14 protein-coding genes are annotated in these 14230 nt (G+C 71.3%); 11 read left to right on the forward strand and 3 right to left on the reverse strand.

The genetic code is table 11. The features are described from left to right. Positions 1-27: 27 nt before the first annotated feature. The 11 genes from glmU to ACWDRB_RS12565 all read left to right on the forward strand — a co-directional run bounded on the left by glmU (position 28) and on the right by ACWDRB_RS12565 (position 11147). Entirely contained in the window at positions 28-1479 is a 1452-nt protein-coding gene (gene glmU, locus ACWDRB_RS12515) for a bifunctional UDP-N-acetylglucosamine diphosphorylase/glucosamine-1-phosphate N-acetyltransferase GlmU (RefSeq protein WP_449893304.1), read from the forward strand. Beyond that, positions 1476-2453 carry a ribose-phosphate diphosphokinase gene (locus ACWDRB_RS12520; protein ID WP_350725830.1) on the forward strand — a complete coding sequence of 326 codons (978 nt, stop codon included), beginning with the start codon at positions 1476-1478 and terminating at the stop codon, positions 2451-2453. The genes glmU and ACWDRB_RS12520 overlap by 4 nt, the downstream gene beginning before the upstream one ends. A gap of 167 nt (positions 2454-2620) precedes the next feature. Further along, on the forward strand, positions 2621-3235 hold the full coding sequence (locus ACWDRB_RS12525) for a 50S ribosomal protein L25/general stress protein Ctc (protein WP_364242423.1): 615 nt from the start codon (positions 2621-2623) through the stop codon (positions 3233-3235). Positions 3236-3298: 63 nt separating this feature from the next. Beyond that, on the forward strand, positions 3299-3883 hold the full coding sequence (gene pth / locus ACWDRB_RS12530) for an aminoacyl-tRNA hydrolase (protein ID WP_449893307.1): 585 nt from the start codon (positions 3299-3301) through the stop codon (positions 3881-3883). A 108-nt stretch (positions 3884-3991) separates the two neighbouring features. Next, positions 3992-5431, forward strand: a complete 1440-nt coding sequence (locus ACWDRB_RS12535) for a sugar transferase (protein ID WP_449893310.1) — start codon at positions 3992-3994, stop codon at positions 5429-5431. Further along, the gene (locus tag ACWDRB_RS12540) at positions 5431-6195 is read left to right on the forward strand and encodes a 3'(2'),5'-bisphosphate nucleotidase CysQ (RefSeq protein WP_364242417.1); all 765 of its coding nucleotides are present in this window, start codon (positions 5431-5433) and stop codon (positions 6193-6195) included. The genes ACWDRB_RS12535 and ACWDRB_RS12540 overlap by 1 nt, the downstream gene beginning before the upstream one ends. A gap of 20 nt (positions 6196-6215) precedes the next feature. Next, positions 6216-7130 (forward strand): sulfate adenylyltransferase subunit CysD, encoded by a 915-nt coding sequence (gene cysD / locus ACWDRB_RS12545; protein WP_350725820.1) that lies wholly within the window; start codon positions 6216-6218, stop codon positions 7128-7130. Next, entirely contained in the window at positions 7130-8392 is a 1263-nt protein-coding gene (cysN, locus tag ACWDRB_RS12550) for a sulfate adenylyltransferase subunit CysN (protein WP_363970672.1), read from the forward strand. Before cysD ends, cysN begins: the two co-directional genes overlap by 1 nt. A gap of 87 nt (positions 8393-8479) precedes the next feature. Continuing rightward, positions 8480-9376 carry a sulfotransferase gene (locus ACWDRB_RS12555; RefSeq protein ID WP_449893312.1) on the forward strand — a complete coding sequence of 299 codons (897 nt, stop codon included), beginning with the start codon at positions 8480-8482 and terminating at the stop codon, positions 9374-9376. After that, entirely contained in the window at positions 9373-10254 is an 882-nt protein-coding gene (locus ACWDRB_RS12560; RefSeq protein WP_449893314.1) for a glycosyltransferase family 2 protein, read from the forward strand. The genes ACWDRB_RS12555 and ACWDRB_RS12560 overlap by 4 nt, the downstream gene beginning before the upstream one ends. Then, positions 10251-11147: a WecB/TagA/CpsF family glycosyltransferase gene (locus ACWDRB_RS12565; RefSeq protein ID WP_449893315.1), complete on the forward strand. Its 897-nt coding sequence runs from the start codon at positions 10251-10253 to the stop codon at positions 11145-11147. Before ACWDRB_RS12560 ends, ACWDRB_RS12565 begins: the two co-directional genes overlap by 4 nt. On the opposite strand, the gene ACWDRB_RS12570 is transcribed toward ACWDRB_RS12565, so the two are convergent. The 3 genes from ACWDRB_RS12570 to ACWDRB_RS12580 are packed head-to-tail and all read right to left on the reverse strand — an operon-like array spanning position 11137 to position 14226. Further along, entirely contained in the window at positions 11137-12021 is an 885-nt protein-coding gene (locus ACWDRB_RS12570; RefSeq protein ID WP_363970679.1) for a sulfotransferase, read from the reverse strand. The two genes, ACWDRB_RS12565 and ACWDRB_RS12570, sit on opposite strands and share 11 nt — an antisense overlap. Before the next feature lie 49 nt (positions 12022-12070). Next, the gene (locus ACWDRB_RS12575; protein ID WP_449893318.1) at positions 12071-13393 is read right to left on the reverse strand and encodes a lipopolysaccharide biosynthesis protein; all 1323 of its coding nucleotides are present in this window, start codon (positions 13391-13393) and stop codon (positions 12071-12073) included. Further along, positions 13381-14226 (reverse strand): sulfotransferase domain-containing protein, encoded by an 846-nt coding sequence (locus ACWDRB_RS12580; protein WP_355197837.1) that lies wholly within the window; start codon positions 14224-14226, stop codon positions 13381-13383. Before ACWDRB_RS12580 ends, ACWDRB_RS12575 begins: the two co-directional genes overlap by 13 nt. Positions 14227-14230 lie beyond the last annotated feature (4 nt).

Genomic DNA, 14230 nt, shown 5'->3' on the forward strand with positions numbered 1-14230 from the left:
CCGTCCAGTCACAGGGAGCCTCAGTCCGTGAGTGTGCCGCGCCCGGCAGCCGTCATCGTCCTCGCCGCGGGCGAGGGTACCCGGATGAAGAGTCAGACCCCCAAGGTCCTGCATGAGCTATGTGGCCGTTCGCTGGTCAACCACATGCTCGCAGCCGCCCGCGACCTCGATCCGCAACAGCTGATCGTCGTCATCGGCCACGCGCTGGAGCAGGTCGGCGGCCACCTGGCCGCCACCAGCCCCGACGCGCGCGCCGTCGTCCAGCATGAGCAGCGTGGCACCGGTCACGCGGTCCGCACCGTGCTCGAAGAGGTCGGCGTGATCTCCGGCACCGTGCTGGTCACGTACGGGGACGTGCCGCTCATGCGCCCGCGAACCCTCGCCGAGCTGCTCGAACGGCACGAGGCCGAAGGCAACGCGGTCACCGTGCTGACGGCCAACGTGCCCGATCCGACCGGCTACGGGCGGATCATCCGCGACGAGAGCGGCGCCGTGCTGGAGATCGTCGAGGAGAAGGACGCCAGCCCGGAGCAGCGCGCGATCAAGGAGATGAACTCCGGGATCTACGCCTTCGACGGCTCGCTGCTCGCCGACGCCGTCAAGCGCGTGTCCACCGACAACGCCCAGGGTGAGGAGTACCTCACCGACGTCCTGGCCATCCTGCGCGGCGACGGCCACCGGGTCGGCGCCTGCGTCGCGGGCGACTTCGTCGAGGTCGAGGGCGTCAACGACCGCGTGCAGCTCGCCGCCGCCCGCAAGGTGCTCAACCTGCGCCTGCTCGAAGACCACATGCGCGCCGGGGTGACGATCATCGACCCCGGCAGCACCTGGATCGACGTCGGCGTGCGGATCGCGCCCGACACGGTCATCCACCCCGGCACCCAGCTCCATGGCGACACCGTGATCGAGTCCGGCGCCGAGGTCGGCCCCGCCACCACGCTGACCGACACCCGCGTCGGCGAAGGCGCCGTCGTCCGCAACGCCGTCTGCGACAGCGCCGACATCGGCCCCGAGGTCAGCGTCGGCCCCTACGCCTACCTCCGCCCCGGCACGGTGCTCGGCCGCAAGTCCAAGGCCGGCACGTTCGTCGAGATGAAGAACACCAAGGTCGGCGAGCGCTCCAAGGTGCCGCACCTGTCCTACGCGGGGGACGCCACGATCGGCGACGACGTCAACATCGGCGCCTCCACCGTCTTCGTCAACTACGACGGGGTCAACAAGCACCAGACGACCATTCGCGACGGGGTGTTCGTCGGCTGCGACACCATGCTCGTCGCCCCGGTGACGGTCAATGACGGCGCCTACACGGCGGCGGGCTCGGTGATCGTCGACGACGTGCCTCCCGGCGCCATCGGCGTGGCGCGTGCGCGGCAGCGCAACATCGAGAAATGGGTCTTGCGCAGGCGCGCGGGCACGAAGTCGGCCGCGGCCGCCCAGCGGGCGCTGGCCGAGCAAGAGCAGCAGGAGAGTGGCACGTGAGCAGTATCAAACAGCCGGGCGAGAAGAACCTCATGCTCTTCTCCGGCCGGGCCTACCCTGAGCTCGCCGACGAGGTGGCTCATCACGTCGGCGTCTCCCTCACCCCCACCAAGCTGATCGACTTCGCCAACGGCGAGATCTACGCGCGCTATCTGGAGTCCGTACGCGGTTGCGACGCCTTCGTCATCCAGAGCCACACCGCGCCCATCAACAAGTGGATCATGGAACAGCTGATCATGGTCGACGCGCTGAAGCGGGCCTCCGCCAAGCGCATCACCGTGGTCATGCCGTTCTTCGGCTATGCCCGCCAGGACAAGAAGGGCCGGGGCCGCGAGCCCATCACGGCCCGGCTGATGGCCGACATGTTCAAGACCGCGGGCGCCGACCGGCTGATGTCGATCGACCTGCACACCTCGCAGATCCAGGGCTTCTTCGACGGCCCGGTCGACCACCTGTTCGCGATGCCGGTGCTGGAGAGCTACCTCAAGAACAAGCTCGACCTGGAGAACACCACCGTCGTCTCGCCCGACACCGGCCGCGTCCGGCTGTCGGAGCGCTGGGCCGACACGCTCGGCACGCCGCTGGCGTTCATCCACAAGCGCCGTGACCTCGACGTGGCCAACCAGGTGAAGGTCAGCGAGGTCGTCGGACGGGTCCGCGGCCGCACCTGCGTGCTGATCGACGACATGATCGACACCGCGGGCACCATCTGCAAGGCCGCGGACGCCCTCTACGAGCAGGGCGCCACCAACGTGATCACCGCCGCCACCCACGCGGTCTTCTCCGACCCGGCCGTCGACCGGCTGAAGAACTCCCGGATCTCCGAGGTCATCGTCACCAACACGCTGCCGCTGGCGGAGGCCAACAGGTTCGACAAGCTGACGGTGCTGTCGATCGCGCCGCTCATCGGCCGCGCGATCACCGAGGTCTTCCAGGACGGCTCGGTCACGAGCTTGTTCGAGGGCGATACGTAAGCTGTGATGGATCCGCAGCGAAGCGAGGACATCCATCACAGCCTTCCGAGCGGAGCTCGGCAGATAGCGCTGTAGACTGGCCCGGTTGCGCTCGTAACGCCTTCCGCTAGGGCGGGTGAGGGAGAGCGGCGACACCCACCAGACTCCAAGCATCCCTAGGAGATGTCATGTCCGAAGTACGTATCGCCGCCGAGCCGCGCAGCGAGTTCGGCAAGGGCGCCGCTCGCAAGATCCGCCGCGCCGACAAGGTGCCCGCGGTTCTCTACGGGCACGGCATCGACCCCAAGCACCTGACCCTGCCCGGCCACGAGGTGCTCCTCGCGCTCCGCACGCCCAACGTGCTGATCCACCTCAAGGGTGAGGGCGTCGACGAGCTGGCCCTGCCCAAGGGCGTGCAGCGCGACCCGATCAAGGGCTTCGTCGAGCACGTCGACCTGCTGCTGGTCAAGCGCGGCGAGAAGGTCACGGTCGAGATCCCGGTCAACACGGTCGGCGACGTCCACACCGACGGCCTGCTCGACCTGCAGCTCGTCGCCGTCGCCGTCGAGGCCGAGGCCACCCACATCCCGACCGGCGTCGAGGTCGACGTCGAGGGCCTGGAGGTCGGCACCGCCATCACGGCCGCGCAGCTCGCGCTGCCGAAGGGCGCCACGCTGGCCGCCGACCCCGAGTCCGTCGTGCTCCAGGTGATCGCCAAGCCGGTCGAGGCGCCGGAGGAGGCCGCCGAGGCCGCCGAGGGTGTGGTCGCCGAGGGCGAGACCGCAGAGGCTTCCGCCGAGTAACGGTCCGATTCGTGAACGGGGCGGCCGGACTCGAGCCGCCCCGTTCCGCTGTTAGGGGTGCAGATGGATCGCTGGCTGATCGCCGGCCTGGGCAATCCCGGGCCCGAATACGCGGGCAACAGGCACAACGCGGGCTTCATGGTGCTCGACGAGCTCGCGGCCAGGGCCGGCGGGCGGTTCAAGGCGCACAAGAGCAGGGCTGAGGTGTGCGAGACCAGCACCGCGATCCTGGCCAAGCCCCTCACCTACATGAACCTCTCCGGCGGGCCCGTCAAGGCGCTCTCCGACTTCTACAAGATCGGCCCGGAGCGGCTGATCGTCGTCCACGACGAGCTCGACGTGCCCTACGGCGCGCTCAGGGCCAAGCTCGGCGGCGGCGACAACGGCCACAACGGCCTCAAGTCGATCACCAAGGTCCTCGGCACCCGCGACTACCTGCGGGTCCGCTTCGGCATCGGGCGCCCGCCCGGGCGCATGGACGCGGCCTCCTTCGTGCTGCGGGACTTCGCCACCATGGAGCGCAAGGACCTGCCCTTCCTCGTGGACCGGGCGGCCGACGTCGTGGAGTCGCTGATGTCCCGCAGCCTCGAAGTCACACAGAACGACTTCCACCGGTCTGATCTGCATATTTCGGGCCCTCCACGCTGATCGCCACATAGGTCCGTTCGCCGGTTCCCTGCCTCTCCCGCAGCTACCATCTGTGACTGTCCGTTCAGGAATGGTCACCTGGAGGCATGCGTGCGGGGTGAGGGCTTCATGGCCGTCGTCGGACCGGGCCATGTGGCCTCCTGGCGAGTCAGCCCGCGCACGCCTACCTGGGTCCGCTCCTACCGCTTCCGCGCGGTGCTGGGCGACCTCTGCGGGGCCTGGGTGGGGTCCGGGCTCGCCTTCTACATTCGCTTCGGCGAGCTCACGCCGTACGTGCTGCCGTACCTGCTGGTCAGCCTGGCCCTGCCGGTGGTGTGGGCGTTCGCGGTGGCGCTCAACCGCGCGTACGAGCCGCGCATGCTGGGTGTCGGCTCCGAGGAGTTCCGCCGGGTCGTGCAGTCGGGTGTCGCGTTGACGGCGGGCACCGCCATCGGCTCCTACCTGACCAAGACCGACGTCGCCCGGGGCTACGTCGTGCTCGCGCTGCCGCTGGTGACGTTGCTCACGCTGCTCCTCAGGTACGCCCTACGCCGCTCCCTGCACCGGCGCAGGGCGGCGGGGGAGTGCATGCGCAAGGTGGTCGCCGTCGGGCACGAGACGTCCGTCGAGGAACTGGTGCGGCTGTTCCGGAAGGAGCGCTATCACGGCATGGACGTCGTGGCCGCCTGCCTGCCGGGGGGCGTGCCGGGCGACTTCGTGGGCGAGGTGCCGGTCGCCGGCGACCTCAGCGACGTGCCGATAGTGGTCGACCAGTTCCGCGCCGACACCGTGGCCGTGCTGGCCTGTCCCGAGATGGACGGGCAGGCGCTGCGGCGGCTGGCCTGGCGGCTGGAGCGCACCCACACCGATCTGGTGGTCGCCCCGGCGCTGATGGACGTGGCGGGCCCGCGCACCATGATCAGACCGGCCGCCGGGCTGCCGCTCCTGCACGTGGAGCATCCCGAGCTGGGCGGGGCCAGGAAACTGGTCAAGAACATCTTCGACCGGCTGGTCGCCACCGCGCTGCTGGTGCTGCTCGCGCCGCTGCTGGTGGGACTGGCGGTGGCCGTACGCGTGACGAGTCCGGGGCCCGCGCTGTTCAGGCAGACCAGGGTCGGCAGGGACGGGCGGCTGTTCACGATCCTGAAGTTCCGCACCATGCGGCGCGGCTCCGAGCAGCAGAAGATCACCTTGGTCAGCGACCGCGACGGCGTGCTCTTCAAGATCAGGAACGATCCCCGGGTCACGCCGCTGGGCACGCGGATGCGCCGCACCTCGCTGGACGAGCTGCCGCAGCTCATCAACGTCGTACGCGGTCACATGTCGCTCGTCGGTCCCCGGCCCCCGCTGCCGGAGGAGGTGGCGCGCTACGGCGACGACGTGCGCAGACGGCTCCTCGTACGCCCCGGGATGACGGGCCTGTGGCAGGTCAGTGGTAGATCTGACCTATCGTGGGAGGAATCCGTCCGCCTCGATCTGCGTTACGTGGAGAACTGGTCCCTCACGCTCGACCTCCAGATCCTGTGGAAGACTTGGTCGGCCGTCGCCCGCGGGCAAGGAGCTTATTGATGACGATTCGCGACGACCACGCACTCGCCGCTGATCTGGCCACCGAGGCGGGCGAGCGGCTGCTGCGCATTCGCGAGCGCACCGGCTTCGGCGACTCCTCCGCCCTGCGCGCGGAGGGTGACCGGGCCTCCCACGTCTTCCTCATGGAGTCGCTGGCCAGGCTCCGTCCCAGTGACAGTGTCCTGTCGGAGGAGGCCACCCGCGAGGAGCGGCTCGACCCGCGCCGGCTCAGCGCGTCCCGGGTGTGGATCGTGGACCCGCTCGACGGCACGCGCGAGTTCGCCGAAGAGGGCAGGTCCGACTGGGCCGTGCACGTGGCGCTGTGGGAGGGCGGCAGGCTGACCGCGGGCGCCGTGGCGCTGCCCGCCCAGGGCCGCACGCTGACCACCGCGGAGCCGCCCGGGCCGCGCTCCTTCGACGGGGGGCGGTTCCGCATCGCGGTGAGCCGCACGCGCCCGCCGGAGTTCGTGCAGAAGCTGGCCTACCTCCTCGGAGCCGACCTGGTCCCCATCGGGTCCGCCGGGGCGAAGATCTCGGCGGTGCTCACCGGCGAGGTCGAGGCTTACGTACACGCCGGGGGCCAGTACGAGTGGGATTCCGCCGCGCCGGTCGCCGTCGCCCAGGCCGCCGGGGCCCACGCGAGCCGGATCGACGGCTCCGAGCTGACCTACAACCAAGCCGACCCGTCACTACCGGATATCCTGGTTTCCCTACCTGAGCTAGCGACATCGCTGCTCAGCGGGATTCGGGACCTGCACCGCTAAAACCGCCGGAGGAAGCTCCCATGCTCCAGCGCGACTACACGACGTCGCAGCTCGACGTGCTCGAAGCCGAAGCCATTCACATCATGCGCGAGGTTGCGGCCGAGTTCGAGCGTCCCTGTCTGCTCTTCTCCGGAGGCAAGGACTCGATCGTCATGCTCCGCATCGCGGAGAAGGCGTTCTGGCCCGCGGCCATCCCGTTCCCGCTCATGCACGTCGACACGGGCCACAACTTCGACGAGGTCATCGACTTCCGCGACCGCCGCTCCACCGAGCTCGGCGCGCGGCTGATCGTGGCCAGCGTGCAGGACTCCATCGACGCTGGCCGCGTGGTCGAGGAGACCGGGCGGCGCGCCTCGCGCAACCGCCTGCAGACCACCACGCTGCTCGACGGGATCGAGGAGCACGAGTTCGACGCGGTCTTCGGCGGCGCTCGCCGCGACGAGGAGAAGGCCCGCGCCAAGGAGCGGGTCTTCTCCTTCCGCGACGACTTCGGCCAGTGGGACCCGAAGAACCAGCGCCCCGAGCTGTGGAACCTCTACAACTCGCGCATCCGCAAGGGCGAGCACATCCGCGTCTTCCCGCTGTCCAACTGGACCGAGCTCGACGTCTGGGACTACATCAGGCGCGAGGGCATCGAGATCCCCTCCATCTACTTCGCCCACACCCGCAAGGTGTTCGAGCGCGACGGCATGCTGCTGCCCGACTCCGAGGTCGTGCAGCGGGGTGACGACGAGCCGCTGTTCGAGGCCGTGGTGCGCTACCGCACCGTGGGCGACATGACGTGCACGGGCGCCGTGCAGTCCACGGCCGCCACGGTCGAGGAGATCATCGAGGAGATCGCGGCCACCCGGATCACCGAGCGCGGGGCCACCAGGGCCGACGACCGCGCGTCGGAGGCCGCGATGGAGGACCGGAAGAGGGAAGGCTACTTCTAATGGACATTCTTCGCTTTGCCACAGCGGGAAGTGTCGATGACGGTAAGTCCACCCTCATCGGACGGCTGCTCTTCGACTCCAAGGCGATCTTCGAGGACCAGCTGGAGGCGGTCGAGCGCACCTCGCGCGACCGGGGCACCGAATACACCGATCTGTCGCTGCTGACCGACGGCCTGCGGGCCGAGCGGGAGCAGGGCATCACGATCGACGTGGCGTACCGCTACTTCGCGACGCCCCGGCGGAAGTTCATCATCGCCGACACGCCCGGCCACATCCAGTACACCCGGAACATGGTCACCGGCGCCTCCACGGCCGACCTGGCGATCATCCTCATCGACGCCCGCAAGGGCGTGCTGGAGCAGTCGCGGCGGCACGCGTTCCTGACCACGCTGCTGCGGGTGCCCCACCTGGTGCTGGCCGTCAACAAGATGGACCTGGTGGGCTACTCGCAGGAGCGGTTCGACGAGATCAAGGAGGAGTTCACGGCGTTCGCGTCCAAGCTGAACGTCGCCGACCTCACCTTCATCCCGATCTCCGCGCTCAACGGCGACAACGTGGTCTCGCGCTCCGAGAACATGCCGTGGTACCTCGGCACGTCGCTGCTGCACCACCTGGAGAACGTCCACATCGCCTCCGACCGCAACCTGGTCGACGTGCGCTTCCCCGTTCAGTACGTGATCCGCCCGCAGCGGGCCACCGAGCAGGCCTTCCACGACTACCGCGGCTACGCGGGCCAGGTCGCGGGCGGCGTGCTGAAGCCCGGCGACGAGGTGGTGCACCTGCCCTCGGGCCTCACGACCCGCATCGCCTCGATCGACACCTTCGACGGGCCGGTGGAGGAGGCGTTCCCGCCCATGTCGGTGACGCTGCGCTTCGAGGACGACCTCGACATCTCGCGCGGCGACATGATCGCGCGGCCCAACAACCAGCCGCAGGTGGCGCAGGAGCTGGAGGCGATGATCTGCTGGATGGCCGACGGGCTCAAGCTGACGCCGCGCTCCAAGCTGACGATCAAGCACACCACCCGTACGGCCCGTGCCATGGTGCGCGACCTGCACTACCGGCTCGACGTCAACACCCTGCACCGCGACGAGGAGGCGGCCTCCCTCGGCCTCAACGAGATCGGGCGGGTGTCGCTGCGGATCACCCAGCCGCTGTTCGTGGACGACTACGCGCGTAACAGACTCACCGGCGGCTTCATCCTCGTGGACGAGGCCACGAACGGCACCGTCGGCGCCGGCATGGTCATCGACGCCCGTTAGGTAGATCTTTCCGGGTTCCCCGACCCTCGGTTACTCTCCGCGATAGGGTCTTCGCGTTCCGTGTTCACGACGTGAAGGCCCTTTTTCGTGACCGACCGCGAAAGCACCACCCGGGTCATCTACCTGGGCGGCCTCGGGCGCAGTGGCACCACACTGCTCGAGCGGCTCCTGGGCGAGCTGCCGGGAGTGGTCGCGCTCGGTGAGGTCGTGCACCTCTGGGAGCGGAGCGTGCTCGCGGGGGAATTGTGCGGGTGCGGCGTGGCCTTTCCCGACTGCCCCTTCTGGCGGCAGGTGGGGGAGCGGGCGTTCGGCGGATGGAGCCCGGCGCTGGCCGGGAAGGTCCTGACGCTGCGGCGCCGGGTCGACCGCACGCGCAGGATCGCGCGGATCGCGCATCCCGACCTGGCCGAGTACGTGCAGGCCTACCGGCTCCTGTACGAGGCCGCGGGCGCGCCGGTCGTGATCGACTCCAGCAAGCACGCGTCGCTGGCCTGCTGCCTGGTGGCCGCCGGGGTGGACGTACGGATCGTCCACGTGGTCAGGGACCCGCGCGCCGTCGCCCACTCCTGGGCCAGGACGGTGCGGCGCCCCGAGGACGGGCGGCCCATGACCCGGTGGCGGCCCGCCCACACGGCCGTCCACTGGACGGCCCAGAACGCCGCGCTGGAGCTCCTGCCGGGACGCGGGGCCCGCGTCACCAGGGTCCGCTACGAGGACCTCCTCGCCGCGCCCGGGCCCACGCTCAGCTCCCTGGCGCTCGGGCTCGGCCTGGCGGAGCCGGAGCTGCCGTTCCTGGACGGCCGCACGGCCTGGCTCGGGCCCTCCCACACCGCGTCCGGCAATCCGATGCGCTTCCACGTGGGGCGGATCGAGCTGCGCCGGGACGACGCGTGGGTGACGGGCCTGCGGGACGGCGACCGCCGGGTGGTCAACGCTCTCACATGGCCGCTCAGGGCCCGCTACGGCTATCGGGGGTTCGCATGACTCCCTCCGTAGGCGTGGTGATCCCCACCCGGGGCGACCGTCCGGCGCAGTTGCGCGAGGCGGTGGAGTCGGCGCTGGCCCAGGACCACCCCGGGCGCCTGTCCGTGATCGTGGTCACCGACGGCGCCGCCCCTGGGGACATCGAGGTGCCGTCCTCTGTCCCGGTCCTGCCGAACACGCTCACCCCGGGCCTCCCCGGCGCCCGCAACACCGGCATCGCGGCCTGCGACACCGATCTCGTCGCCTTCTGCGACGACGACGACGTGTGGCTGCCCGGCAAGCTCGCCGCCCAGGCGCGGGCGCTCGCCGAGCGCGGCGGCGAGTTCGCGAGCTGTGGCATCGAGGTGGAGTACGGGCACCGCCGCGTGGCCCGCCTGGCCGGCTGCGACACGGTGACGGCGCACGACCTGGTCCGCTCGCGCATGGTGATGGTGCACTCGTCGACGTTCCTGTTCGAGCGCGGCGCGCTGTGGGTGGATGAGAGCGCCCCGGGCGGCCAGAACGAGGACTGGGACCTGGCCCTGCGCGCCGCCGGACGCCGGCCGATCACCCATGTGGACCGCCCGCTCGTCCGGGTGCGCTGGGGTGGATCCCACTATGTCGCCCGATGGGCGGATCGCATTGCCGGGCTCGACTGGATGCTCGCCCGGCACCCCGAACTGGCCGTGGACCCGCGCGGCGCGGCACGGGTCTACGGCCAGCTTGCCTTCGGCCACGCGGCGCTCGGCCACCGCCGCGAGGCCGTCCGCTGGGCCGTGCGCGCCATGGGGGCCCGGGCCGGGGAGCCACGCGCCCCGATCGCCCTGGCGGTGGCGGCCGGCCTCATCTCCGCGCCGGCGGTTCTTTCCGCACTTCACCGTAGGGGGCACGGCATTTGACTCGCACCGAGACCACCACCCCGCACGTCCCGCTCCAGCGCCTCCCCGAGGCCCCGCGCCAGGACGCCACCCCGTCTCCACCCACCCTCCCCGACGGGCCGCCGCGCGCGCGGGCGGCGGCGTCCGTCCGCTGGTGGGATCGGGTGCGGTTGGGCGGGATCGGGGTGGACGCGCTCACCGAGGACGAGGTGGTCCGGTGGGTGGAGGCCGAGCTGGAGGCCGGCAGGGGCGGCCGGATCGTCACCCCGAACGTCGACATCTGCCGCGCCGCCGCCACCGACCCCGCACTCCGGGAGCTCGTGTGCACCGCCGAGCTGGTGGTGCCCGACGGGATGCCGCTGGTGTGGGCGGCCAGGCTGCTCGGCACCCCGGTGCCCGAGCGGGTCACGGGCGCGGACCTCATCTGGTCGCTCAGCAAGCTCGCCGCCCGCCGGGGCTGGCCCGTCTACCTGCTGGGCGGCCCTCCCGGCGTGGCGCGCAGGGCCGGCAAGGAGCTCACGAGCTGTCATCCCCGGCTGCAGGTGTGCGGGGTGCACGCTCCGCCGTACCACTTCGACACCACCCCCGAGGGGAGCGCGCGCGTCCGGAGGATGGTGGCCGCGGCCCGGCCGAGGGTGGTGTTCGTCGGGCTCGGGTTCCCCCGGCAGGACCGGCTCATCGCCGACCTGAGGGAGGAGCTGCCGGAGGCGTGGTTCGTGGGGTGCGGGGCGGCGATCGCGTTCGCCGCCGGCACGGTGTCCAGGGCGCCGGAATGGATGCGCAGGGCCGGGCTGGAGTGGGCGTACCGGCTGGGCTGCGAGCCGGGGCGGCTGGCGCGCCGCTATCTGGTCGACGACCTGCCGTTCGCGGTGCGGCTGCTGGGAGGCAGCCTGGTCACCCGCCTCATGAGGTGAGGGCGCGGACCCGGGCCGCGTCCCGCGGGCTGAGCCCCCGGGCGGCGTCGTCGAGCGCGCGGCGGGAGTCCATGGGGCGGTAGGCCGTGCGGGACAGGCCCGACCAGGCGAACCCCGTGCCCGCCCCGGACGGGCCCGTGCAGGCCCGCGTGATGCGGCGTTCGGCCGCGGGCGTCCATGGCAGGCCGGCGTAGGCGTACAGGCCGCGGAAGCCGGTCAGCGGGTCGGCGGCCAGCGACTCGTACGAGGTGACGCGGACGCCGGGCGTGCGGTCCAGGATCGCGCGGGTCGCCCGCCACAGCGCGGCCGCCTTGGCGAGGCGGTCCTGGGAGCCGACGAGCGCGCGCAGCTCCAGCAGCTCGGGGTGGTCGCGGACCAGGAGCGGCTGTTCGAGCAGCTCGTGGAAGTAGACCGTCCAGCCGAGCCGCTGCCAGCTCGCCACGAACGACACCGGATCCCGCACCAGCGCGATCACCCGGCAGCCCAGGGAGGCGGCGAACCAGCCCGCGCTCAGCACCGCGAACGGGTCGTCCAGCAGCGCCCGGCGGCCCGTCAGGCGGCCGACGGCGAAGGCGGTGCCGTAGCGGAGCAGGCGGGCCAGGTCGTACGGGGAGCGGTTCGCGCGCAGCTCGGAGAGCCAGCGGTAGCGCAGGGCCACCGTGTCGCGGAAGGCGGGAAGCCAGTCGGCGGCGTTGTCATCGCAGATGTACTGGAACCGGTGGGTCACGGTGGCCCTGAGCACCCCTGGGCAGCGGCCGGGCGGGTGCTGCGGGTTGAGCGGCTCGTTGACGTAGACCAGGTCGCCGCCGGCGGCGAGCATCTTGCCGGTCCAGCTCGTACCGCTCCTCGGCAACCCCGTCACCAAGACCGTCACACGGCCCTCCGTGTCCATGGCCTCCACTCCGTGGAGGCGGCTCGGTCGCTCAAGTCCGTTGCCTTCCCTCGTCGCTCTGGTCGCTCCGCTCCCGGCGCTCCTCAGTCCAGGCAACGGCGCTCCCTCGCAGGGCGGGCAGGGTGTGGCGGCCGAAGGGGTGGAGGCCGTAGCGGCGGTGCAGTTGCCAAAGCGGGAGGAGGTTCTTGACGAGCACGCCGCCCGACCAGCCGATGACCGCCCCGAACGCGCCGTGGACGGGGATCAGGGCCACGTCCAGCGCCACCGTGCAGGTGATCGCCGCCACCAGGTTGAGCAGGCTCGTGCCCGTGTGCCCGGCGGCCGTCAGCACGACGTCGACCATCCCGCAGGCCGTCGCCACCATCATCGTGCCCGCCAGCACGAGCGCCACCGGGACCGCGGACCCGTACGTGGGGCCGAAGAGCCGCAGCAGCCACGGCGCCAGCGCCGCGTACGCCAGCCACACCGGCCACGTCAGCAGCACCAGCCAGATCGTGGCGGTCTGGTACAGCTCACCGGCCCGCGCCCGCTCGCCGTCCGCGAGCGCGCTCACCAGCCGAGCCTGTACGGCCTGCGCCAGCCCCTGGCTCGCGAGCTGCCCGACCACCTTGAACCGGGTGGCGGCCGTGTAGACGGCGGCCTGCGCGGGCCCGCCGAGCAGCGCGACGACCACGATGTCCAGCCGCTGGAACACCGCCTGGATCGCCCCCGCGACCGACCGGGGAGCCGTGTGCCGCCACAGGTCGCGGGTCGTCCCCGGCAGGTACGGGCTCCGCGGCACCCGCCCCCGCAGCTCCGCCCAGGCGATGACCGCCACCAGCGCGTACGGCGCCCCCCACGCCACCGGCAGCCACGAGACCGCCCCCGCCAGCGCGGCGCAGGTGACCAGCGCGAGCTGCGAGAAGGGCACCAGCAGCCCGTCCACGAGCACGGTGGGCCGCATGGCCCCGAACCCCCGGGTGGCGGCCAGCAGCACGTCCCCCACCACCATGACGGGCAGGATCGCGGCGAGCGGCCCCAGCCGCGGGTAGAGCACGACCCCCGCGACGCAGGAGGCCACCACACAGGGCACGAGCGCCGCCCGGATATATCCGGATATGCCGAGATAGTCGTACGTCTTCGCCCGCGCGATGAAGAACACGAGCCCGTTCCCCGCGTCCAGCTTGGCGATCCCCGCCGCCATGAGAGCGATCGCGGTGACCGTGAAGAACGCCCCGGCGTCGGCCGGACTGAACGCCCTGGTCACGACCATCACGAGGACGAACTGCGCGACCGCCCCGCAGCCCGCCCCCAGCACGCCCGCGATCCCGCCACGCCGCAGCCGCCGGTCCGCGACCGCGGTCACCGCCGCCACGAAGGCTCCCCGCCCAGCCACCGCACCAGCCGGGCGTCGTACGGCTCGAAGTGGTCGCGCAGCTCCCGCGCCAGCACCCGCGGCACCGGCCGCGGCAGAGGGCGGCCGTTGTGCCGCTCGAACAGCGGATAACCGAGATGCGGCACGCCCAGGAACGCCAGCACCCGGTCGTACGCGGTCTCCGGCTCGGCGAAGAACCGATGGCTGTCGAGCACCAGGATCCGCTCGCGGCCGACCAGGGCCTCCAGCCGGTCGAGCTGGTCGGCGTAGCGCCCGCGGGCCACATAGGCGTGGTGGCGGTGGGAGTGGTGCAGGGAGAAGGGCGACTCGCGCAGCGCCTCCTCGGCCCCCGCCAGCCGCTCGGGCTCCAGCTCGATCGCGTGCTCGAGCAGCGACTCCGTCTCGTAGCCCCTGGCCAGCTCGTGGGCGTGGGCCGAGCAGGCGCGCTCGACCGGATCGCGTACCAGCACGATCAGCCGCACCTCGGGCAGGTCGGCCGCGATCCGCTCACCGGCCAGCGGATGGAACAGGTAATAGGGGGACGACTCGAACGCCAGCGCCCGCGAGCCGTACCGGTGCTCGACCAGCCCGGCGCTCATCCGCAGCGGGAAGTGCGCCTGATACCAGTGCTGTCCCCGCGCGTAGCCGACGTCGAAATAGTGCACCCCCTTGTGCAGCACCGGCTTGAGCAGCAGCGGATGCTGGGCCAGCGCCCGGTACAGCGAGGTGGTGCCGCACCGCTGCGCCCCCGCGATCAGGAACGACGGCAGCACCCGCACCCCCGACGTGATCCTCCCCGTGGCGCGTGACAGCGACAGGACCGACCGTTTCATGGTC

Source organism: Nonomuraea sp. NPDC003707 (genome assembly GCF_053587055.1).